Genomic DNA, 24,182 nt, shown 5'->3' with positions numbered 1-24,182 from the left:
TTGGAGCTGGCGGCGTTTGTTTGTGTAGGAGGAGCGCAAAGACTGGATAAGCTTGAGATGCTGTGTGTAAGTCGATTATCGAGTTACACAACCGTTGCAAAAATTCGAACATTTTCGCGAGATTACTGTATATTATCCGAAGAAAGCGCTTGCTATACTGAGATCAACCCGTTACGAAGCGATGAATTAAACGAAGAAGAGGTGGTCTCATGGATAAGCAGATATCGGTTCAGCAGCGGGTGCCTGAGGTCGGGAGCAGGTCTAAGGAGTCGAAGCTAAAGCTAAAAATCATACAAGTTTGGGGTTTTCGCGCATTTTACCTGATGCTCTTGCCAGGTGTGATCTATTACATTGTGTTCAAATATTTGCCCATGTACGGAATCATCATCGCATTCAAGGATTTCCAAATGTTGGATGGTATCGTCGGGAGTCACTGGGCGGACCCCTGGTATAAACATTTTCAACAATTTTTTAACTCCCCATATTTCGGACAGCTGATGATTAACACCATATTGATCAGCGTATATAAGCTGATTTTCGGGATTGCTCCACCCATTATCATGGCCTTACTGCTCAATGAATGCAGGCTGCGTTGGTTCAAAACGATCGTACAAACAATGACCTATATGCCGCATTTCTTATCGTGGGTTATTATCTATGGCATACTTAACACCCTCTTGTCCCAAAGCTCAGGTATCGTCAACCGTTGGCTTGTTGAAGGAGGCGGCCAATCGATCGGATTCATGACTTCGATTGATCATTTCAGAACGATTCTAGTCGCTTCAGAAGTATGGAAGGATCTGGGCTGGGGAGCTATCATTTATCTCGCTGCGATGGCCTCAATCGACCCAACCTTGTATGAGGCAGTCCGTGTGGACGGTGGCAGTCGGCTTCGCATGATGTGGCATATTACACTTCCTGGCATTCGGAATGTTATCGTGCTTTTGCTGATACTGAAACTAGGGCATATCATGGACGCAGGATTCGATCAGATTTATATCCTTTATAACATTCAAGTCTATCAAGTAGCTGATATTTTGGATACTTGGGTATTCCGAACAGGACTTCAACAGCTTAACTTCAGTTTGGCTGCGGCAGTCGGCTTGTTTAAATCAATCATTGGCCTAGTACTTGTGCTCGGATCCAATCAATTATCGAAGAAGTGGGGGGAGAGCGCATGGTAAGAAGCTGGGAAGATCGCATCGTCAATACAATCGTTATTTTCATTCTAGGCCTTACATCCTTAGCAGCGATCCTTCCACTGATGTATGTGCTATCCGTTTCCATTACGCCATTTTCCGAAGTGCTGAAACATGGAGGTTTTATTTTACTCCCGAAAGCCATCACATTTCAAGCGTATCATGAGCTGTTTACCACAACGAACATTCCAAGGGCTTTCTGGATTACGATTTTCATTACCGTTGTCGGAACCGTAGTGAATCTAGTATTGACGTCGCTGATGGCTTATCCGCTTAGTCGTCGCAATCTCCCGGGAAGAGGATTTTTCCTTTTTATGATTGTATTTACGATGCTATTCAGCGGAGGCTTAATTCCAACTTATTTAATTGTAAAAAATTTGGGGTTGCTCAATTCCGTCTGGTCGATGATTTTGCCGAATGCGGTATGGAGCTTTAATGTGCTTATTATGAAAAGTTTTTTCGAGAACATCCCTGAAGAGTTGTTTGAATCCGCCCGTATGGATGGAGCCAAGGAATTTCGAATTCTGTGGCAAATTGTATTGCCGCTAGCTGTGCCTTCCATGCTTACAGTCGGGCTGTTCTACATGGTTGGACATTGGAACGAGTTCTTCCAAGCGATTATGTACGTAACTGACCGTAACTTATATCCCTTACAAGTCGTTATTCGCGAAGTTCTCATGATGACACAGCTGCCGTTATTGGAAAATGCTGAGAATGTGCTGCCTACAGAAACGATGCAAATGGCTGCTGTCATTACCGCAAGTTTGCCGATCATTCTCGTGTACCCTTTTATTCAAAAACATTTCACAAAAGGGATGCTGCTAGGCGCTGTCAAAGGTTGATCCCGCAAGGCCGGAGGAATTTTCGGGGTCCCCGCAAAGTACTCGGAGTAAACTACAAAGGTTTGCTTCACTTTGAGGGGGGCAGTAGAGCTGGAAGACTCAGGTCGCGGTAACAATATAATTTTAAAAAATGTATACTATACTAGAGGAAGAAGGGGTTTCTATGAAAAAGAACTTATATGCACCGATGCTGGCAATGACGTTAACAGGAGCTATGTTGATTGCTGGTTGTGGAGGTTCGCCTGCAGTTGATAAACCTACAGAGAAGGCTGCGGAGAAACCGGCAGCAAGCAGCACGTCAGCAGCCAATGCAAAGCCAGTTAAGCTGGACATCATTGAAACGGGAACCGGGCTTCCAACCCCAGATCAGGATATCATTAAGCAGGAACTGGACAAAGCGTTAAATACTGAAATTAACTTGACCGTTTATGCGTCTCCTGATGATTACAAAAATCAGCTAAATGTGCGCATGGCTTCAGCGAATTTCCCTGATTTATTTGCCGTAGACCGTGTGCAGTTAAAGCAATTATCGGACCAAGGCCTTCTACTTGATTTGACGCCGTATCTGGATAAACTAAAGCCAGCGAAAGACTTCATTGGTGAGGCTAGCTTTAAACAAGGGATGTTGAATGGCAAAACATTAGCCATCGCCAAAGCACCTACGGCTTCCAAAACGTCGTTCTGGATTCGGAAAGATTGGCTTGATAAACTAAATCTAAAAGTTCCTACCACGCCAGAGGAAATGCTTGAAGTTGCGAAAGCGTTTACGGAGAAAGATCCGGATGGCAATGGGAAGAAAGATACATTCGGCATCACAGGAGCGAAACTGAATGCGTTTAACACCTTCTTCGGTGCTTATGGCGTGGGTCTTATGGACGGCAGTCAAGTTCCAGCCATCTATGTGAAAGATAATAAAGTGGTCAATTCCCTCTATGCGCCAGGTATGAAGGATGCGCTTGCTTCTATTAAAAATATGGTTGCTGCAGGTGTGGTTGATCCAGAACTCATGGCAACCTCGCAAACACAGGCTATGCAAAAGGCGATCAAAGGACAAGCGGGTATTTTTTACACAGCTTGGTCGGACATGACAACTGCCCAGAACGTTGAACAGATGAAAGCCATCAATCCCAACGTCAACTGGGTGCAAATCGATGCCTTGCAAGGTCCAGGCGGTAAATTCACGGCATCTTGGGATATAGGTAATCCCGCAGGATTGTATGCGCTTCCGAAATCATTGGAGAAATCGCCAGATAAGCTCCAAAAGGTATTTGATTTGTTGAACTATGTCTCCTCGAAGGATGGATCGAAGCTAGTGCAATACGGTGTAAAAGGAAAACATTTTAATCTCGAAGGAGAAAAAGTGGTTCCAACGGATTTGATGGCCAAAGAAGGTGCCTATTTCTGGCTCTACCAATTTACCGGCCGTCCTGAGATGGAATATTTGTCCGTGAAATTTGCTCCGCAAATTAAGTTAATTGACTTTGCCAATAAACAGCCACGCCTTCAAGCGGTGAACGGTTTTATTGATTTCCCGAGTGGCTATAACGCAGCTGATGCGAATCGGTATGTGGAAGAAGAGTTCTCCAAATTCATCTATGGGAAACGACCTCTTACTGAATACGATAGCTTCCTGAAAACATTGGAAGGTTCCATGAATTACAAAGCGTTCTTAGAGGCATCTGAGAAAAAAGTGAAAGAGCTCGGATACGTGAAGTAGGTAGAAAAAGGTTGAAAAGGGATGAAGAGGCTTCTGGCTTCATCTCTTTCTGTCATTCTAAATGAAACTGATCGTGGGGGAGAATTGTAATGATGAGTGGAGATAACAAGAAACAACGAATTCAAACAGATATCCTAGTTGCCGGAGGCGGCATTTCGGGTGTTGTAGCTGCCATTGCGGCTGCGAGGAACGGTGCTAAGGTTACGCTTTGTCAGGATCGCTCTGTTCTGGGAGGCAATGCCTCTTCCGAGATCCGTATGCATATCGTCGGGGCGGCGCATTCCAAACGGGGGACAGCACTCGAAACAGAAGCAAGAGAAGGGGGCATCCTTGAAGAAATTCTTCTAGAGTGCGCCGTTCGCAATCCACAGCGAAGCGCTTCAATGCTGGATCTCCTCTTATATGAAAAGTGCAGAGCGGAACCGAACCTGACGCTGATGCTGAATACGGCCATTATCGGTGTGCGAATGGATGGAAACCGAATCGTGTCAGCTTGGGCAACGAGGGAAAGCACGGAACATAGCTTCGAAATATGTGCGAACATTTTCATGGATTGTACGGGAGACGGACGTCTCGGCAAAGAAGCAGGAGCGCGATTCACGACAGGTCGTGAGTCTTCTGAACAATATGGAGAGTCTTTCGCTGGAGCAGTAGCCGATACGTATCGTCTCGGTTCTTCGCTGTTATTTACGGCTCGAAATATGGGCAAACCGATGTCGTTCATCCCCCCTGTATGGGCGAAACGCTATTCCGAAGAAGATTTGAAGTACCGCAGTCATGCTTCATGGGAATACGGTTATTGGTGGGTAGAGTTCGGCGGACTATTGGATACAATCTCCGATAACGAATTCATTCGTGACGAACTGCTGGCCATAATGATGGGCGTGTGGGATCATATCAAAAATAGCGGTCATCACCCAGAGTCTGAGAACTGGGCACTTGATTGGTTCGGCTTCGTGCCTGGCAAGCGGGAATCTCGTCGATTCATCGGTCAACATGTATTGACACAAAAGGATCTGGAAGAATCGGTTCATTTTGAAGATGTCATCGCATATGGGGGGTGGCCCATGGATACACATCCACCACAGGGTATTGAGGCCAAAGAGATTGATCCCTGCCATCAACCGCATACAAACAACGTATATGGTATTCCTCTGAGGTCATTGATCAGTGCGAATGTGGAGAATTTGATGTTTGTTGGACGCAATATATCCGCTACACATATTGCCTTTTCAAGCACGAGAGTCATGGCTACTTGTGGTGTAATGGGGCAAGGTGCGGGAACATTCGCCGCATTGGCCATTCAAGAAGGTATTTCACTTGAGATGGCGTATAAGAATCAAGAATTAATTCGGAAAACGCAACAACGGCTTATCGGGCAGGATGCGTTTCTACCTGGTATTCCGGCTATCGATAATTTGTCTAGCCAAGCGACAGTTCGAGCTTCTTCCGAACAACCTCAAGGCCAAGCATCGAATGTAATAGATGGCTATACCCGTGCGATGCATGGCACAAACGGTGTTAGGCTGGACCTCGTCGTTCCTGGTTCCCACAGGTGGATGTCACATCCTGATGATCAAGTACCTTGGATTGAGTTAGCTTGGGAAACACCGGTTGCCATCAGCGAGATCACCATCGTGCTTGATACAGGCATGCACCGGAGATTGACACTGACACAAGAGGATCAGCTGCATAAGAAAAATGAATGGGGACCGCAGCCGGAAACGTTGAAGGATTTCCGAGTCATTGCTTATGCTGCGAATCCAGACGAAGGTGCTCGTGAAGTGATGGAGATTCACGGTAATTATCAACGGCAAGTAACACGCCATGTAGGGTTAGAGCAAGTAAGTAAGCTTCGATTGGAAGTCTTAAGCACCAATGGATTGGATCATGCTAGAGTATTTGAAATCAGATGTCATTGAAGTAAATAGCGTGGACATCTCTGAGGGGGACGGCAATTTGGAAGGAATATTTGAACATGTTGACATACCAGGTTGTACGATTACGGATGTTCAAATGGTGACAGAAGGAAGTCTCATTTTAGCTGAAGATAGAATAATTACGGATTTGCCAGTATTTTGCCGAGTTTCCCTCCAGCTGAAGCCAACCATGCAATCTAACATTCGTGTGGAGCTTTGGTTGCCACAAGAGTGGAATGGCAGATTCCTCGGCACGGGCAATGGTGGTAGTGCAAGTTATATTAGCTACAATCCACTTGCATTTGGGGTTCGGCGAGGCTATGCGACAGCGAACACGGATATGGGTACCTCGCCAAATGCCTTTGAAGCGATTGGCCATCCGGAACGATGGGTGGATTTCGGTTATCGTGCAACACACGAGATGACGAAAGCAGCGAAAGCGCTCATCCAATTATTTTACAATCGATCAGCCAGCTATGCATATTTCATGGGTTGTTCAACGGGTGGGCAACAAGCACTAATGGAAGCGCAGCGCTATCCGTCTGATTATCAAGGCATCATCGCTGGGGCGCCAGCCAACAATCGCACTCACTTGCATACTGCATTTTTGTGGAATTTCAAAGCAACGAACCAAGGAACAGGCACGCATTTTTCAAAAGAACAAATTGCATTCATAACTCGTAAAGTAGTCGAACATGGACGGGGGAAAGATGGCGGTGCTCTCCATGGTGATAACTTCTTAACCGACCCAAGGCTTCTGCAATTCGACCCAGAGACGTTGGCTGCTTCACAGTGTGACGATGACGGGATTAGCTTCACCGACGAACAGATATCCGCATTGAAGCTGATTTATGCGGGGCCAACCAATCCAAGGACAGGCGAACGTATTTATACGCCACTTCCATATGGAAGTGAGGAATGTGGGGGAGGGTTGGATCTTCAACAAGATCCAGAACGCTTACCGTCGTCCTTGTTATATCCATTTCATTGGGTGTTCGGGGCGGATTTTGATTATACGACATTTGATTTTGATCACGATTTGGATACGTTGAATGAGCGATTGGCGTCGATTCTCAATGCGAATAATCCTGATGTCAGTGAGATGAAAGCTTTAGGTGGGAAAATCTTGATGTACACGGGGATGGCGGATCCGCTTGTTCCGTATCAAGATGCACTCCACTATTATGAGCGAGTGATTGAACATCAGGGAGGCCTTGATCAAACGCAGGATTTCTTCCGGTTATTCCTTGTGGCTGGGATGGGCCATTGCGGAGGGGGACCGGGGTTAAATGATCTAGGCCAAGGCGGCCATTCGAATTTGCCAAGAGATAGTGATCATGACATTTTAACCGCATTAGTTGAATGGGTTGAGCACGGAAAAGCGCCGGAGAAAATCATCGCAACCGCGTTTAAAGATGGTTTTGCTCCGAATGGTATCAGCTTCCAAAGACCTATTTACCCTTATCCGAAGCTACCCAAGTACATTTCAGGAGATCCTAATTTGCCAGCTAGCTATCAAGGTGTCGAACATCCTCGAGGCGGAGTTCTTATTCCAGCGGCAAAATACCTCGTTTAAATGATTTCAATGACAGGTGGTTGCTAGATGCATACTACACCGATAAGGGTTTTGATCGTAGATGATGAACTGCCGTTAAGGCAGGAGCTCAGATCCATGCCTTGGCATTTGTTTGGAGCCGAATTGGTTGGAGAAGCAGAGAATGGCGAAGAGGCTTTACTGCTTTGTGAGGAACTGAAGCCGGATCTCGTCATCACGGATATCATTATGCCGATTATGGACGGGATGGAGCTATTGCGGCAGGCAAAGCAAAGATTCCCATGCATTCAGTTCGTGTTGCTAACGTCACATAGTGACTTTCAGTACGCACAACAAGCACTCAAGCTTGGGGCTTTGGAATATGTGCTTAAGCTTACCTTCGAAGAAGAAGAAATGAAGGCAGCGGTGGACAAGGCTAGAGCAGCCATAAGACGAGAAAGTGATCTTCAAAGCTACGAGCGCGAACGGAAGCGTCGGGATATTTCTCAGCTTTTGAACACGATTGCGATGGGGGAAGCTGATCAGGCTACAGGGTTATCGCAGCTATGGGAGGCTTGGAGTCGTGCAGCTCCCTATTATCCTGTAAGACTCCATGTCGAAGTGAAGGAGGGAGATCGGTTCCATCTGCTGCATGAGCTTAAGATACAGTTAGAGCGATTGGAAAAAGAATCTTCTAATTTCTATTGGTCTCCGATTGGGGATCAAGATATTGTGTTCGTGTTCTGCAATCTTCACTCCGCTCTGGAAGCCTGTACACAAGCGGAGCAAGTTATGCGAGGGGTTTACCAGGCGTTGGAGATGCAGTTAACGGATTCCTACGGTGGATTTCGTTTATTGGCGGTGACAGGTGGATGCGTTAGAGAGCCTCAGGATTTATTTTCTTCTTTGCGCTCAAGTGTTATCACTGAAGCGATGAAATTTTATGACAGCTCACTAACCTCATTAACCGCGGACAAGGCAGCATCGGGACTTGCAGGGCCAGAGGATTCGCCAGATGCAGATCAAATCATCAGCAAGTGGATAGACGTGGCGAAAGATAAGGAGAAGCTAATCGTATTTTTTCAAGAAACCCTAAGGTCATGGGCGATTGCAAGCCGGTTCGAGCCAGAGAAGTTGAAAGCGTTCATCCTACGAATACGTGAGAAAGTTATCACTGTTCATTCTTTGCTTAGGCCAACTGAATATGAGGCATTTACTGTTCAACTTCAGGGAGCTCCGACGTTTGTTCAATTGTTGCATGTATTAGTAAGGGAGCAAGAATCAGGGGCAAGTGGGATTCGAAAGGTCAGAAATGACGTGCAGCTTGCTCAGAAAATCATCCTCACACGACTAACGGAGGCAATTACGCTGACATCCATTTCCGAGGAAGTGGGTCTGAGTTCATCCTATTTTAGCCGTCTGTTTCGTGAAGAAACCGGAGAATCGTTCAATGATTATGTCACCAGGATGCGCATAGAGAAAGCGATGGAGCTTCTTCAGACAACACAGTTGAAAGTGTATGAAGTGGCAGAACGTGTAGGAATTCCTAGCTACCGTTATTTCTCCCAGCTGTTTCGCAATTGGACAGGCGTCGCGCCAAACGAATATAAGAGGGCTGATTTTAAATGAACAAGCTGATGTCGTGGTTTGGTGGACAGAGTATGCTTGCGAAACATTTTCTTTTTCTGTCAGTGGGGACGCTGCTGCTACTTGGTGGACTTACCTGGATTAATTTACGGGAAGCGGAGGATTTGTTTCGGAAGCAGGTGGTTTCTGACGCGCAAATCATCATTGACCGAACGAATCTTTATATGAATGCGTACTTGGACAATGTGCAGAATATCCTCATGCTGATTTCCACACGAGAAGATTTACTAACCGAAGCTAAGGAACATGAAGCGACAGAGATCCTTCGCAAATATGCAAGTATGAACAGCACCCTGTATCGATCCATGTATTTAGTTCGTGAGGATGGCAAGGTAATGTCCAGTTCTCAAACGACTTTTGAGATTATTGGCAACCCACATATCCAGAAGCTGCTTGAGCAAGCCAAGCAAACACAGGGGATGTTTATTACAGAGCCATACCAATCTCCGATGTCAGGCAAAACAGTGGCGTTCACGATGCCTCTAAGATCCGCATCAACGAGTTCATTTATCGGGATGGCGGTTGTTGAAATCGACCTCGTTCAATTAACCAATTTGTTGTCTCAGTTCATGAATACCAAAAATCAAACATTCTCCATCATAACGAATAAACGAAATGTCGTACAAGCATTTGAGGGTACACTGCCGAGTTCTTATCGCATGCTGCCGTACAATATTTCTGTTTTTCCGCCAGAACTGGATACTGCATTTATTGATGAGATGTCGGAGCTTTCACTAGGTGTGTCTGATATAGAGGGTCCGCAAGGGAACATGGTGGCCGTGAAATCAGGCATGAATAAGCTGGGCTGGTATTTCATTGCCTTCTATAAAGATAGTTTCTTTTATCAACATATTCGAAGTCTTCATACGAACTTTACTACAGCCGGTGTTTTTTGGATTTTCATCGTACTGTCCAGTACCTATATGATAAGCCGTTATGTTACCCATCCCGTACGTACATTAGTTGCCAAGATGGATCGTGTACGGGATATGGATGTGCTACACAGCATTTCGGGGAGTGGCAAGGATGAGATTGGGCGTCTGGTTCTCAGTTATAACGCAATGATGGAGCGGATTCATCATCTGCTGCAGGAGACACGGGAATCGGAAAGGCGGAAAAAACAATTTGAGTTAAAAATGCTGCAAAGTCAAATTGCCCCGCACTTTCTATATAACACGCTTGCCTGTATTAGTAGTTTGGCTAAGCAGCACAAAATCGATGAAGTCCGGGAAACCATTAAGGCGCTAGTAGGATTGCTGTCATTTAGCTTTGATAAAAGTACGGAGTTTGTCACCTTGGCGGATGAACTGGAAGGATTGCGCATGTATGCGTACATTCAGAAGGTGCGTTACGGTGATAAATTTACGATGACGATAGATGCGGAACCAGAAACGCTCCATACGACGATGCTGAAGCTGACGCTGCAACCACTTGTGGAAAATGCCATATTCCATGGTTTGGTTCCGCTCAAACGGACAGGAACAATTCGTATCCGAACAAAGTGCGTCAAGCATAAACTCATTATTACCATAAGGGATACAGGTCTCGGCATGGATTCGGAGCAGCTTAGCAATTTATTTACAGAGAGACATAAAGCACCAAGTAAGCATCGCTTTACCGGAATTGGGATCATGAACGTTCATGAGCGGATTGTTTTGTATTTTGGACAAGAGTATGGACTATCGATTTTCAGCTTACCGGAAGTAGGAACGTTAATCCGAATTGAGATGCCGGCATCGCTGCATGCAGGGCAATAAAATTAGCAGTCAATTATGAGCGCGAAGGGGCTATTCTATTATGCTGAACGAGCGAATCAACCTTTGGACAAGAGAAGAATATACGTACGACACAGGCACTGACTTCATGCCGACATTGACAACCTACATACTTGACGGGCTGAATAAAAAAGATGCCGTTCTCATTATTCCCGGCGGTGGGTATAAAGGCTGCAGCTCCTCAGAAGGTGAAGGTGTGGCGATGAAATTTCTTGAGGCTGGCATGTCTGCGTTTGTGCTGACATATACGACTCGCATGAGACCAACCATGCAGCCCGTACAGAAGCAGCCGATACGAGATCTTTCCCGCGCGATGATCATCATCCGTGAACATGCAGAGCAATGGCGCATTAATCCTGATCATATTGCTATTTGCGGATTTTCTGCCGGCGGACACCTCGCAGCGAGTCTAGCTGTACATTGGAACAGAGATTTCCTCCAGGATATCAGAGGTATCCAGGAGTATTCCAACAAGCCAAATGCCGCTATTTTGGGTTACCCCGTCATCACAACGGGGGAATTCGCACATCTGGGTTCGTTTTACAATCTGCTTGGAGAGGATGCTAGTCAGGATCAACTCGCCGAAGTTTCCCTTGAACATAGTGTGGGACCTCACACGCCGCCTGTATTTCTCTGGCATACAGTGGAAGACTTAACCGTGCCAGTTGAAAATGCCATGATCTTCGCCTCGGCGTTAAGAAAGAACACGATCCCCTTTGAATTGCATATCTTCCCATTTATCGGTCATGGCTCTTCAACGTCTGATGAAACGTGGTATACGAGGGGCCAGGATTACCTAAACTCGGACTCCGCGCAGCTGTACAGGCAAGTAGCCGTGAAAGAATTGACTGAAGCAAGTGGGAAACCAACTGTCAGTGACGCAGAGCTTTTAGATTTTTTCAACGAACCTGCTGTCAAATATAAGAAGCCCTTGCCCGATCCGATGAACTATAATCACAATGCAAAATGGGTCAAACTATGTATTGAATGGCTGAATATTACGTTCAGAGAATAGCCCCAAGGACTGTCAGGTGATCAACCTGATGGTCCTTTTCGCATGGTAGGGAGGAAGTACCATCGGCAAACAAGCCAGATCATCACCCCTTTCGTATAAGAGTACCTTGTCATACATTCTTGAATATGAGTTAACAATGTGTGACAATAGGTGAGGCAACTCAGGAGCAATTAATAAGTGATGCAGCTTTGAAGGAGGAATTATTTTATGATAAAAACAATGAAACTTGGAACCAGTCCCTTAGAAGTTCCGGTTATTGCAGTAGGCTGTATGAGAATTAACTCGCTGGACAAGCTTGAAGCGGAACGCTTCGTCCAAGGGGCGATGGATATCGGTGCTAATTTCTTCGACCATGCGGATATATACGGTGGGGGTACTTGTGAGGAAATTTTCTCGGATGCGATCCATATGAATGCTAATGTACGTGAGAAGATCATTCTACAATCCAAATGTGGGATTCGAAAAGGGATGTTCGACTTTTCCAAAGAACATATTTTGGAATCCGTTGACAACATATTGAAAAGACTCAAAACGGAATACTTAGATATTCTGCTTCTTCATCGACCAGATGCTTTAGTGGAGCCTGAAGAAGTCGCTGAAGCGTTTGATCTCCTGGAAAGCTCAGGGAAAGTCAGACATTTCGGTGTTTCCAACCAGACGCCTTTGCAAATTCAATTGCTGAAGAAATCGGTCAAGCAGCCGCTTGTGGCGAATCAATTGCAATTAAGCATTACGAATGCAACGATGATTTCAAATGGTATCAATGTGAATATGCTGAATGATTCCGCAGTGGACCGTGATGGCGGTATTCTTGATTTCTGCCGATTGAATGATATCACGATTCAGCCTTGGTCACCTTTCCAATACGGATTCTTTGAAGGTGTATTTCTTGATAACGAGAAGTTTCCAGAGTTGAACTTGAAGATTGATGAAATCGCGGCGAAATATGAGGTATCCAATACGACGATCGCGATTGCGTGGATTCTTCGTCATCCAGCACGGATGCAGCCAGTTACTGGGACAATGAATATCAATCGATTAATCGATTGCGCGAAAGCTGGCGATATTCAGTTGACTCGTCAAGAGTGGTATGAGATTTATCGTGCGGCAGGAAATGTTCTTCCCTAGATCTGGGTATTGGAATGAAAAGGAGCTAAGCGGGGTGTGCCTGCTTAGCTCCTTTTTTATGACCGGCCGGTGTCATAAATTAATGATTGGAAACTGTATCCAGTATTGTTCGAACATAGGCATCAATACTGAACCAGCGCGTATCTATGGTAACAGGGACTTTATTTTCTACCATGTCAATAGCTTCTCTTGGATGCAGCAAATCGTATCTAGGGCTGTACATTTCGGTGAACGGAGGCAGATCATCTCGTCCCTTGGGAGCAATTGGTGTAGCACCTAGCAACTGAGCTTCGTAGAGTGCTAAGGTGAGACTACCGCCAATCGTGACAGATACCGCTGCTGTTGCTTTGGATAGTAGCTGATAATACTCAGCATGCGGAAGCCTTCCCACTTCAATGCCTAATTCTCTCCACATGGCAACAGGATAGTGGGACAAAGGTGTAACAGGCGAGGCGATTACCACGCGATATCCTAACTCCATAAATTCAAATGCCAAGCGGACGGAGAGATAAGGCTGATAAAATTCATTCATACGGCCTGGGAAGACAATTAATTTCTCCCGCTCATCAGAAGGTGTGATACCTTTTAAGGTGGCATTCACATAGTCATGATCATAAGGAAAGCCCGCAGCGATAACTTCGACTTGTGAACCGGTAGGCAGGCAACGTTTGCCCCAAGGTACCATGCTTGGATTTGTATAGAAAATAGCTTTCAAAGAAGGATGACGGAAAATCCATAATGACTCTAAGTCTAAAACGTTCGTAAAAGGATTCCAGACGTCATGTTCTTGAATATACAGATGATGAGGAACTGGACTTGCTTCTTTGATCATATCAAATAGAGTGAAGCGTGTGATCAAAACAGGAGTCTGGGGGTCCTTCGGCAGCGTAGGGGAAAAGGTATACGGGACTCCCGCGGAAACAAGTCCTTTTTTTAAACCGCTGAGATAATTGGGATACCACGCTGTTTGATCATTTTCGTCAACAAGTACATGTAACATGATAAGTAAGCCTCCATCGGGACTATGTATTAGCTTTATATGCAAAATATATCATATTTTCTTGTGTATATCATGCCTATTCACTTATGTGATATGGTAAGTTTAAATTATAAGTAGGACTAGGACGGTGAAAATAATGGCTGCTATGGAAGAGGAAATTTTCTTAGAATCTGGCAAAGTTCGTGACGGTATTCCGCATGAAAGAGAAGTTATCTACGTGGGTCGTAATGGTCAGAAGGTTGAGCGGATTCAAGTGAATGTAGATGATGACATGACTAGCTTTATTTATAAACCACTTACGAACTATCCGAATAAGGGAAAAGAAGTATGGTTGCAAGTGAATTTATTCGTCCGAATTCCTGAGGTGAACATCCCCAAGATCCTCTACTTTTCTCAAGCGCTGGAGCCGGAAAAGGAATGGATGGTTTTCGAAGATTTGGGCGAATTGGAACATAGTTTCAGCTGGGATATGATGTTAAAAACGTCAGAGTTCATCCCTTATTGGCATCTCTTGCCGACAACGGTGCTACCTGGAGAATTTGAGGGTCACACGCCGAAAACGAAGGTAATTCAAAGTTTTATTTTGGCTAAGGATATACAAACGAAGCAATTATTCAAGAGTCTCGGATTTCTAGGTGACCAAATCACTTACTTTTATGAGGATATTCTACGCCAGGATCAACTTGAAAATGAAATCGTCATTTCGCACGGAGATTTGTATCCGTTAAACATCGCCGAAGTGAATAATCAAGTCTATATTTTCGATTGGGAGTACGCTCATACGAATAGCGTTTTTTGGGATCTGTATACGTTGATGGACATTACGAGTCCGCAATACAGGCGATTGGTCATCGAACAGGATTCACGTCTCGCAATTCTTGCTAGATATATCTCCGTTCGCGAGAACCTTCAATCTCCAACACAAGCCAACTTCATTATGGATTATCACAAATATAGTGCGTTGTATTCGGTGTGGCTGTTGCTTTTAATAGAAGAGGATATCGCCCAAGAAAGATTTGAAAAATCAGCCCTTTTGCGGCAGTATAATGAAACACTGGAGATTCTAAAAATCGTTCTCGGCTATTTAAAATACACCAACGGACAATTTTTTTAAAAAAACTGCAAAATTCGACAAAATTGCTTTATAATAAGGATACAAAATGCTGTTGAGGGAGTCGTAAGCATGTTTTCATCATTAGACAAGTTCCCATTAAAAACAATATTAATTTTCTTGATCGCCATATTAAGTATGAATTTAACGTATTTTCAACATTCGAAGGTGCTTCTAAATAATCATCAAAAAGAGAAAATACAATTAGTGACTTCTACGATTTCAGCCGAACTTGGTAAGCAAAGTGAAGTAGAGGCAACTTATGATGAAATGCTGGGTCATGAACTACGGACCGCCTCGATTGTTATTCAGAAGACTTTACATCCTGATTTCCACCAAGTTACGAACGAACAACTGGTCACCTTGGCGAAGGAATTGAAAATTGAAGGGATAACATTATTCGAGAGACGAGATGATGATTTTATTGGGGTAAGATCCTCGGATCCCAAAGAAATCAATGCAAGCTCCAAAACGTGGGGGATCGTATATTCCGCACAATTACAGTTAACCGATCGAAAAAGTGTAGACGTAGGTACCGGCTTGACCCTCGAAAATTTCTGGAGTGGCCCCATTGATACAGCTTCGACGGATAGTGCAAATATCAGGAAATGGGGAGAATATTACGACGGAACGACCAATTATATTATTAATCCCTATTTGGACGTATCAAGCAGTCTTGAACACTATCGCCAAAAAGTAGGTGTGGATGCTAGTATTCAAGAGCTTCTTGAAAATAACAAAGGAAATTTAATTGAGATTGGCGTCCTAAATCCGGAAAAGATTTTTGATAAAACGCCAACACCAAATAATAGGGCTAGCTGGTATTCAGAGCGACTCGTATTAAATGGTAGTTATAAGTATAGAGATGGCGTTGAAGAGAGTAAAATCAAGGAAGCGCTGACCAAGAACAGTACGGTTTTTTACAATGTGGTTCTGAATGGGACGAACATTCTGAAAAGCTTTACACCGATGGTCACAACCAATCTGAAGTATAAGCGCGATGACTTACCCAAAGTGGTTATGGTTGCAACCGATTACACACAGATCGAAAAAACATTACATCAGCAGTTTCGTGAAGTTTTTATATTCATGAGCATTGTCACGCTTCTCGTTTGTGTTGTAATTATCATTCTGTATTCGATCACGCGGAAGAAGAATGAAGGAGCTGTGAAAACAGTTCAAGATGTGTATCTGGCGAATATTAATTCGATTGTTCAGTCCATCAAAGAACAGCGTCATGATATCATCAACCATATCACGACCATCTCATGGATGATTAAATTGAAGAAATATGAAAGTCTACAAGACTACATAGATCCTCTAATCCAAGAAGCGAAAATGATGGATAACAAAATTAAAGCGGTTGAAATTAATATTCCAGCATTAAGCGGAATTATCCAAGCTAAGTTGGCACAATCCGAAGTGCATAACATTGACATGCAGGTTGATTTTAAAAATATGGAAAATTTGCGACTCACGACGATTAAGACCACTGACTTAGTCCGCATTTTAAGCAATTTGATCGATAATGCGTTTGACGCGACGATCGAGCTGCCTGTCAACGAAAGGAAAATCAGTGTGGAAGGCATTGTTCAAGCTAACCAACTCACGATTCAGGTGCAGAATTCTTGTAATCCCGTCACTCCGGACATACACACACGAATCTTTGAATCAGGCTTCTCGACCAAAACAGGAAAGAACAATAAAGGTCTTGGGCTTCATATCATCAAGCAGTTAATTGAACGTTATAAAGGAAGGATTGATTTCACAACGCAAGAGGCTGGCGTAACGTTCTCCATCGTCATACCATTAAAACATGAAAAATAATAATTTGAATGTATAAGATTTCCTTACACTCCACATCCTATGTTTACACCACAAGAAGGAGTGATTTACGAATGGCTAACAACAACACATTGCTAGTTCCACAGGCCAAAGCCGCTTTAAATCAATTGAAGTATGAAGTTGCGCAAGAATTAGGGATTGCCTTGCAACCAAATGGTTATAATGGAAACCTCCTTACACGCGACGCAGGTTCAATCGGTGGTACAATCACGAAGAGACTAGTACAAATCGCTGAACAACAACTGCAAGGCTTCAAACGCTAGACCATTGTTCTAGGTACATGTTTAAAAAGGCTGCAATCACTCTTCCTACTCGGGTGACTGTAGTCTTTTTTTTCTTTACAAATGCAATCGTTTAGGGAATTATGTAAGTTGAGACTATGTTAAAGTGAGAGGAAGCAACTATGATTTTACCTGGACTTGTATCCGTCACATTTCGTGAAAGATCAGCAATTGAAATTCTCGAATTAAGCAGCCAATGTGGGTTGAAAGCAATTGAATGGTCGGAGAACGCGCATGTACAACCTGGGGATGTGGCTGGCGCACACAATCTGTACACAAGAACAATCGATTCCGGGATGCAGGTAGCCGCATATGGTTCTTATTTTCGATTACTTGCAAACCAACAACCTGAGCAAGTTTTTCGAGAGAGCCTGATTGCTGCGAAAGCGTTGCATGCTCCGCTCATTCGCATATGGGCAGGTACTGTACCCTCTTCGGCAGCAAACCCTGAATATTATGCTCGCATAGCTAAAGAAGCTAAACTGATTGCTGAGATGGCTGCAGATGAAGGAATAAAACTTGCCCTTGAGTGGCATAGAGGGACTTTAACGGACACGAATCACTCGTCTATGCAGCTGTTGGATGAGGCAGATCATCCCAATCTATATTGCTTGTGGCAGCCAACACCGGAACTCTCCATGAAGGAACGTTGTGAAGGACTGCATGAATTAGCGGCGCGCAAGAAGCTGTTAAACCTTCACGCTTATTATTGGGATGGCGATATTCGCAGACCATTTGCTGAAGGGATTCACGAGTGGTCTCAGTACTTGGCACTGATAGATAGCCATGAAGATCGCTACATGCTAATGGAGTTTGTTATGGGTAACACAGTTGAACAATTTAGAACAGATGCAGCAGCATTAAAGCAATTATTAAATCATTTATCTTAAGTCTTAAACATATAAACGGAGCACCGCGATAAGCGAGCTCCGTTTTTTTCCATTTTCACATACATCTTTAACAATTAGGAGTGTAGTTACCTAACAATTATAGGCTAAAGTGAGTGTATTGAAACGAAGTTATAACCGGTTACAACCAACTGGATAGGGGAGAGAAGCATGACTCAGAACTTGCAAAATTTATTATTGGATAGTGTCCGAGTATCAATTGGCAACATGCTACCACAATCGTTAGATCAAACCGAAGTTAGTATAAGTAATGAACCGATCCGTAAGGATGAGATTGGCGTCTCCATCAATTTCACGAATAGTGAGTACTGTATGATTTTAGACGGGCAGCGTGTCGTATTTAGTCGAATGAGTGAAGCGATTTTTGGGATGTACATGGAAGGTGAAATGTTGGATAGCTGTGTGAGTGAAATTGCCAACATTATTGCAGGCAGAACCACCACGATCCTTGGTGAACAAGGTGTTGCACTGGATATTACGCCGCCGTCTTTATTGGAGGAAAATTATCATTTTGACAATCAGGCCAACAAGCTGATGTTGCCCATATCCATTCAGACGGTGGGAGATATCCGTGTAGTTCTATTGAAAGAGTATTGATAAAAGGAGTGAGAGATCATGGCAAAAATTTTAATCGTAGATGATGCAGCTTTCATGCGTATGATGCTGAAGGATATTTTGACCAAAGGCGGACATGATGTTGTTGGTGAAGCGGAAAATGGACTTGTAGCTATCCAGAAGTATCAGGAGCTTAAACCGGATATCGTAACGATGGATATCACGATGCCTGAGATGGAAGGCGTAGAAGCCGTTAAGGAAATTAGGAAAAAAGATGCGAATGCGAAAATTGTGATGTGCTCAGCCATGGGGCAGCAAGGCATGGTCGTACAAGCGATTCAGGCTGGAGCCAAGGATTTCATCGTCAAGCCATTTCAAGGTGATCGGGTTCTGGACGCCATACGTAGAGCAATATAATACATAAAGAAGAACGCTCATCCTTCGCTGAATCAAGCATAAGGGTGGGCTTTTTTTGTCCCGTTTTATACGTGGTTAGTCAATGAAATTGGGTTCGAGGTCTTATATTTGTAAGGAATGTGTAGGTCTAAAGACTATTGATTATGACAAATTCCTTACAAATTAGGACTTTTCTCATGTTTTCTACCCAATTTCAAATAAACATTAGCTAATTATTAGTAAAAAACATGTTTAGCTAAAATCCGAAATAGAAGTTTCACAACATTTCATAGGTAAGATAAGGATATTGAGAAATAATAAACTTTGATATGGAATTGCGAGGTGCCTACAACTATGAATCTAATCCACTACTACCGCGAGCAATTTCTCGAATTAAAATCACAATTCGAGCCGAATTGGGAGGAGGAGCCATTTTATCAATTTGGATTTCGATGGAATGCGTTTACGACGAATATGTATAGAGAGTTTTTTCAGATGTCACAAATGCAAAATGAACCAGTGTGCTTAATGTATGCGATTGAACTTCCTGAGAAATACAAGAACACGAATATAAGTGAAGTTGTTAAGAGTGTATCTTCTTCCTACGAGCTTTCCATGTATTATTTCTCGGATAAGATTCTCTTAACATCTTGTATCTCGATTGAAAATTTACAACAAACATCATTAGGTTTTTTAAATCAAGCACGTGGGGAAATCATTGATCTTGTGTTCTCTGCCATTCAATTAAAAGAAGTGTAACCAACAATTAGGGGGATTTAATGATGAAGGCAACAATTAGAATGAAATTATTAGCAGGATTTATCCTTGTACTCGTACTCACATTTACAGTAGGGCTAGTGGCTATTATGAGTATGAACTCCATTCAAAAATCAGCAGTAAATGTTCAGGGAAATTGGCTGCCTAGTATCCTCAAGATTGATCAAATCAAAACTGATTTCTTCGAAGTTAGAGTGGCTTTTCATCAAATCATTCTTGAGACAGATCCAGATAAAATCGCTAGTGCTCAGACCAACATCCTACAAAACAAAGAAAATGCATTAAAAGAAATGAAAGCATATGCGGAATTAGTAAACTCAGGGGAAGAAACGAAAATTTATGACGATATATTGGCTTCAATGACAACTTATATGAACCAAGCGGATACGATTATTGGGCTAGCAAGCAAGAATGAAGATAAGTTGGCATATGATGTGATCACGCAAGTAAGACCAGCTCGTACACAAACAACGGATTTATTCGAAAAGTGGATCCACTATAATGAGGTAGGCGCCAAAGCAGAAGTGGATACAGCTGTATCCGAGAATCAATCAGGCACTTTGACCATTATCATACTTGGTGCATTCGCAATCTTGATCGGGATTAGTGTGGCTTTATATATGTCAGGCAGTATCTCGAAAACCGTTCAATCCCTCCTATCCGTCGTCACGAAAGCATCTGAAGGCGACTTGAGAGAGAAAGCAACTTCGAAAACGAAGGACGAGCTTGGCGCATTGGCCGAGGCGTTTAATGATATGCTAGAAAATCTCCGAGTGCTCATCAGTAAAACGGTATCTTCCTCTCAAAATGTTGCAGCTGCAGCTGAAGAAATTTCTGCGACAACGGAGCAAATCGCCAAAGGAAGCATGCATCAAGCGGAGTCAACGCAAACCGTAAATAGCTTGTTTAAAGAACTTTCACTTGCCATTGACTCTGTTGCTCAAAATGCAGAGGTGGTTGCGGAGCTGTCAGAACAAACTAGAAACGGTGCCAAAGAGGGTGGAATCGCTGTACAAGCTTCTATTACTTCAATGGGGAATGTATCGAAGCAGATGTCTTTACTCGAGCAAGATGCACAAAAGATTGGCCAAATTATTGAGGTCATTGATGATATTGCTGATCAAACGAATTTATTAGCACTTAACGCTGCAATCGAAGCAGCAAGAGCAGGGGAACAGGGCAGAGGCTTCGCGGTGGTTGCGGAAGAGGTTAGAAAACTAGCTGAACGCAGCGGTGAAGCGACGAAGCAAATTGCCATTATTATTAAAGGCATGCAAACGAATACGGATTTGAGTGTCAAAGCTGTTTCAGAAGCAGCCGATCTGTCGGAACGCACAGGAATCCAGTTTGATAATATCGTTCGGATGGTCGCGAATACGGCACAACAAGTGACAGAAATCGCTGCCGCTAGCGAGCAGCAATCTGCTCAATCAGAAGAAGTGCTCAGCTTTATTCAAAACATTGCCTCCGTAAGCCAGGAATCTGCGGCTGCTGCCGAGGAAACGGCAAGCTCTTCGCAATCGTTAGCTTCCTTAGCAGATGATTTGAATCAATCCGTTTCCAATTTCAAAGTGTGAGAGGACAGGGTTGCACATGACAACGACGGTCACTCCTTTATATGTTGAAGGTCAGATTGGGCAGGAGCATTATGCCTTCTCTATCGCGTATATTCAAGAAATCATTAAGATGCATGAGATTACCGTTTTGCCAGGAAATAAGAAAAATTTGCGTGGGGTCATCAATTTACGCGGCATTATTATCCCCATCTATTGTTTGCGCTCCATGCTGCGCATTAGACCAGTCATGGATACGAAACATACACGCATTATGATTGTTCATCTAGCTGGTAAAACACTGGGGCTTGTGGTGGACTGTGTGAGCAGAGTGATCGGATTTACGGAAGTCAAGCCTGTTTCAGAGGAATTTGGTCAACAAGGCAGCATTTATTTACAAGCTATCGGTGAAATTGATGGCAGTTTTGTTGGGATATTGGATATTGGCGAGCTGTTTCTCCAGGAGGTAAGGGGCAATGAGTGATTTTCAAATGGAAGTCTATATGGGTGTGTTTCTGGATGAATTGAGTGAACAACTTCTTCTCTTGGATAAAAGTCTATTGGAGCTTGAGGAGAATGGCAGTAAACCAGAAACGATTCAAACCATATTTCGTATCGCTCATACGCTCAAAGGATCAGCCGCTGCGATGGGGTTTGACAAGCTTAAAGAGATGATGCATAAACTGGAAAATATTTTTGATCATCTTCGCAATAATCGGATTCAAGTGAACACAGAACTGATGAATGTGTTGTTCCAAAGTATTGATTACATGAAGCAGCAAAGAGAGCTCTTCTTGAAAGGAAATTATGAAGAGCAAGCGGTGGAGCATCTCATTGCAGTTCTTGAACAGTTGTCTCACGGGGATCGCGTTCCATTGGAAGCAGTACCAGCACGAGTAGCTATACAATCCGTCGCAGCTGAGCCTGAACTCCTTTCTATTCGTATTTTAATTGAACCAGGCTCTGTGATGAAGGCAGTTCGTGCCGTACTCGTGCTTCGTGAGCTTCAAGAATTGGGCGATGTCTTATCGACACAACCGAACTTCAATGCGTCGAGTACAGATGAAGACCTCGAGGCTCCCATCCATTTTCTTATCTCAACGAACCAAGCTTGCGAGGAGATCCAAGAGAGAATCAATCGCATTTCGCAATTGTCCGAAGTGATTGTTGGACCATTTCATAGTCAGCCTGAGGATCAAGTTCGCGAATCTACGCGGTCATCGACTGCAACACCGGATGTTGAGCATAAAACAGCTAAACCAGCACCAACCGTTGTAAAAGAAACCGCTGCAGTTTCCCATACCGTTCGAGTGGATGTTCAGCGCTTAGAGCACTTAATTAATTTAGTTGGCGAATTGCTGATTGATAATACACGACTTGTTGAAGTTAAGAAGCGGTTGCAAGACAAATATAAACAAGATTCTGATATTCATTTACTCGAAGATATTACCCATCATTTAGGCAAAATCGTTAGTAATATGCGTGATGGCATGATGAAGACGCGGATGATCCCCATCGAGCAGCTTTTTAGCAGATTTCCTCGCTTAATCAGAGATTTGTCTCAAACAGCCAATAAAGAGATTGTCTTGACGATTGAAGGGAAAGAAACGGAGCTGGATCGCACCTTGATTGAAGAAATTAGCGATCCGCTCATACATATCCTCCGCAATGCGGCAGATCACGGGTTGGAAACACCTGACCAGCGGGAAGCAGCAGGGAAGCCAAGAAAAGGGCATATCCGGATGAAGGCTGCACATGAAGAGAATTCTATCGTAATCACGGTTACAGATGATGGTCGTGGCATTGATCCAGAACGTATCCGCAAAAAAGCAGTGGATAAGGGGTTTATTTCGGAAGAAGAATCTCAGCTTATGACGGAAAAGGAAATCATTAAGCTCATATTCCACTCGGGTATGTCCACGGCAGAGCAAGTAACGGAGTTGTCAGGCAGAGGCGTTGGGATGGATATTGTCCGTTCGCATATCGAGAAATTGAATGGGCTCATTGACATCGAGACGGCAATTGGCAAAGGAACCACGATTACCTTGAAATTGCCTTTAACGTTGGCTATTATTCGCTCGCTTCTTGTCCGTCAAGGTCAGCGGACGATCGCAGTACCTCTATCGAACATTATTGAAATTTTCAGATACAATGAACAGGAAATTCAATTGCTTCATGGTCAAGAAATTTGTCATGTGCGAGGTGAAATCCTGCCTTTACTGCGGTTGAATACCTTACTTTCACCAGGGAACAGCTTGAACGAAGAGGCTTCTAAGACCAAGAAGTCGATACTTATGATTGGGATGGCAGAGAAACGGATTTGTCTTGTCGTGGACCAATTAATTGCCAACCAAGAAATCGTCATTAAATCCTTAGATGATATCGTTGGTCACATTCCGTATATTGCTGGAACGACGATCCTTGGAGATGGTCTGGTTGCACTCATTCTAGATGTGAACGCGATGATGCAGAAATCATCTTCTGGACATGTTCGTTTCGGGATGAAGGATCGAGCCAATAAAGGCAAACACAATACGAAGCGAGAACTGGTCACCGTTCATTTCGATGCGGAATGGTACGGCTTCCATCTTGAACATGTGCAAGAAATTTTGGCGATGCCATCTTTGACGAAGATTGCTGGGGCTGCCCCTAATGTGCTGGGCGTCATGAATATTAGAGAAGAATTGCTGATGGTTTATGACTTGCGTAGTAGTATGGGATTGTCAACACAATCCCGTTCCGCGAAATCTCGTGTTCTCATCGTGCGGGATGAGGAACAATCCATTGGTATTGCTGTGGATTCCGTAACCGAAATTGTAACTGTGTTTGAGCACGATACCAATGAAGAGATTGTTCAAAGCAGAGCCTCGCTTTCTACGATTCGGAGTATTTATAAGAAAGATGATCGGCTTATCCAAGTTTTCGATCGAGAGCAGTTCCTCTCGCAGTTGAAGATGAATACTTAAGAATCAGGTGACAA

The 24,182-nt window shown here is 43.7% G+C and carries 20 protein-coding genes; 19 read left to right on the top strand and 1 reads right to left on the bottom strand.

Annotated features, from left to right (window positions below; genetic code table 11):
- The first annotated feature begins 209 nt into the window (after window positions 1–209).
- From ACSQ8O_RS31190 to ACSQ8O_RS31150, 9 genes are all read left to right on the top strand, one after another.
- Window positions 210–1,184 carry an ABC transporter permease gene (locus tag ACSQ8O_RS31190; RefSeq protein ID WP_436244804.1) on the top strand — a complete coding sequence of 325 codons (975 nt, stop codon included), beginning with the start codon at window positions 210–212 and terminating at the stop codon, window positions 1,182–1,184.
- Window positions 1,178–2,041: a carbohydrate ABC transporter permease gene (locus tag ACSQ8O_RS31185; protein ID WP_436244803.1), complete on the top strand. Its 864-nt coding sequence runs from the start codon at window positions 1,178–1,180 to the stop codon at window positions 2,039–2,041. The genes ACSQ8O_RS31190 and ACSQ8O_RS31185 overlap by 7 nt, the downstream gene beginning before the upstream one ends.
- A gap of 163 nt (window positions 2,042–2,204) precedes the next feature.
- Entirely contained in the window at window positions 2,205–3,758 is a 1,554-nt protein-coding gene (locus tag ACSQ8O_RS31180) for an extracellular solute-binding protein (RefSeq protein ID WP_436244802.1), read from the top strand.
- 89 nt (window positions 3,759–3,847) lie between these two features.
- Window positions 3,848–5,680, top strand: coding sequence for an FAD-dependent oxidoreductase (locus tag ACSQ8O_RS31175; protein WP_436244801.1), 1,833 nt, complete (start codon window positions 3,848–3,850; stop codon window positions 5,678–5,680).
- Complete coding sequence (locus ACSQ8O_RS31170) at window positions 5,637–7,253, top strand: tannase/feruloyl esterase family alpha/beta hydrolase (RefSeq protein ID WP_436244800.1); 1,617 nt, start codon at window positions 5,637–5,639, stop codon at window positions 7,251–7,253. The genes ACSQ8O_RS31175 and ACSQ8O_RS31170 overlap by 44 nt, the downstream gene beginning before the upstream one ends.
- Before the next feature lie 27 nt (window positions 7,254–7,280).
- Entirely contained in the window at window positions 7,281–8,840 is a 1,560-nt protein-coding gene (locus ACSQ8O_RS31165) for a response regulator transcription factor (protein ID WP_436244799.1), read from the top strand.
- Window positions 8,837–10,615: a cache domain-containing sensor histidine kinase gene (locus ACSQ8O_RS31160; RefSeq protein WP_436244798.1), complete on the top strand. Its 1,779-nt coding sequence runs from the start codon at window positions 8,837–8,839 to the stop codon at window positions 10,613–10,615. Before ACSQ8O_RS31165 ends, ACSQ8O_RS31160 begins: the two co-directional genes overlap by 4 nt.
- Before the next feature lie 40 nt (window positions 10,616–10,655).
- Window positions 10,656–11,648 carry an alpha/beta hydrolase gene (locus ACSQ8O_RS31155; protein WP_436244797.1) on the top strand — a complete coding sequence of 331 codons (993 nt, stop codon included), beginning with the start codon at window positions 10,656–10,658 and terminating at the stop codon, window positions 11,646–11,648.
- A gap of 210 nt (window positions 11,649–11,858) precedes the next feature.
- Complete coding sequence (locus tag ACSQ8O_RS31150) at window positions 11,859–12,776, top strand: aldo/keto reductase (RefSeq protein WP_436244985.1); 918 nt, start codon at window positions 11,859–11,861, stop codon at window positions 12,774–12,776.
- 79 nt (window positions 12,777–12,855) lie between these two features.
- On the opposite strand, the gene ACSQ8O_RS31145 is transcribed toward ACSQ8O_RS31150, so the two are convergent.
- Window positions 12,856–13,776, bottom strand: coding sequence for a hypothetical protein (locus ACSQ8O_RS31145; RefSeq protein WP_436244796.1), 921 nt, complete (start codon window positions 13,774–13,776; stop codon window positions 12,856–12,858).
- A 136-nt stretch (window positions 13,777–13,912) separates the two neighbouring features.
- On the opposite strand from ACSQ8O_RS31145, the gene ACSQ8O_RS31140 reads away from it, so the two are divergent.
- The 10 genes from ACSQ8O_RS31140 to ACSQ8O_RS31095 all read left to right on the top strand — a co-directional run bounded on the left by ACSQ8O_RS31140 (window position 13,913) and on the right by ACSQ8O_RS31095 (window position 24,168).
- Entirely contained in the window at window positions 13,913–14,890 is a 978-nt protein-coding gene (locus tag ACSQ8O_RS31140) for a hypothetical protein (protein ID WP_436244795.1), read from the top strand.
- Between the two features lie 69 nt (window positions 14,891–14,959).
- Window positions 14,960–16,714, top strand: a complete 1,755-nt coding sequence (locus ACSQ8O_RS31135) for a sensor histidine kinase (RefSeq protein WP_436244794.1) — start codon at window positions 14,960–14,962, stop codon at window positions 16,712–16,714.
- Between the two features lie 71 nt (window positions 16,715–16,785).
- A complete protein-coding gene (locus ACSQ8O_RS31130) occupies window positions 16,786–16,995 on the top strand; it encodes an alpha/beta-type small acid-soluble spore protein (RefSeq protein WP_056615159.1) in 210 nt (69 codons plus the stop codon).
- Between the two features lie 140 nt (window positions 16,996–17,135).
- Window positions 17,136–17,903 carry a sugar phosphate isomerase/epimerase family protein gene (locus tag ACSQ8O_RS31125; RefSeq protein WP_436244793.1) on the top strand — a complete coding sequence of 256 codons (768 nt, stop codon included), beginning with the start codon at window positions 17,136–17,138 and terminating at the stop codon, window positions 17,901–17,903.
- 168 nt (window positions 17,904–18,071) lie between these two features.
- Window positions 18,072–18,518: a chemotaxis protein CheX gene (locus tag ACSQ8O_RS31120; protein ID WP_056615152.1), complete on the top strand. Its 447-nt coding sequence runs from the start codon at window positions 18,072–18,074 to the stop codon at window positions 18,516–18,518.
- An 18-nt stretch (window positions 18,519–18,536) separates the two neighbouring features.
- Window positions 18,537–18,893: a response regulator gene (locus tag ACSQ8O_RS31115; protein ID WP_056615144.1), complete on the top strand. Its 357-nt coding sequence runs from the start codon at window positions 18,537–18,539 to the stop codon at window positions 18,891–18,893.
- Window positions 18,894–19,226: 333 nt separating this feature from the next.
- A complete protein-coding gene (locus tag ACSQ8O_RS31110) occupies window positions 19,227–19,631 on the top strand; it encodes a hypothetical protein (RefSeq protein ID WP_236286618.1) in 405 nt (134 codons plus the stop codon).
- 20 nt (window positions 19,632–19,651) lie between these two features.
- A complete protein-coding gene (locus ACSQ8O_RS31105; protein WP_436244792.1) occupies window positions 19,652–21,226 on the top strand; it encodes a methyl-accepting chemotaxis protein in 1,575 nt (524 codons plus the stop codon).
- Between the two features lie 16 nt (window positions 21,227–21,242).
- Window positions 21,243–21,686 (top strand): chemotaxis protein CheW, encoded by a 444-nt coding sequence (locus ACSQ8O_RS31100; protein WP_436244791.1) that lies wholly within the window; start codon window positions 21,243–21,245, stop codon window positions 21,684–21,686.
- Window positions 21,679–24,168, top strand: coding sequence for a chemotaxis protein CheW (locus ACSQ8O_RS31095; RefSeq protein ID WP_436244790.1), 2,490 nt, complete (start codon window positions 21,679–21,681; stop codon window positions 24,166–24,168). The genes ACSQ8O_RS31100 and ACSQ8O_RS31095 overlap by 8 nt, the downstream gene beginning before the upstream one ends.
- The last annotated feature ends 14 nt before the right edge of the window (window positions 24,169–24,182 follow it).

The organism is Paenibacillus sp. LjRoot56 (assembly GCF_964253335.1).
Classification (GTDB): Bacteria; Bacillota; Bacilli; order Paenibacillales; family NBRC-103111; genus Paenibacillus_E; species Paenibacillus_E allorhizoplanae.
Note: the sequence above shows the minus strand (reverse complement) of the source record. Positions and strands in the feature narration are given on the sequence as shown.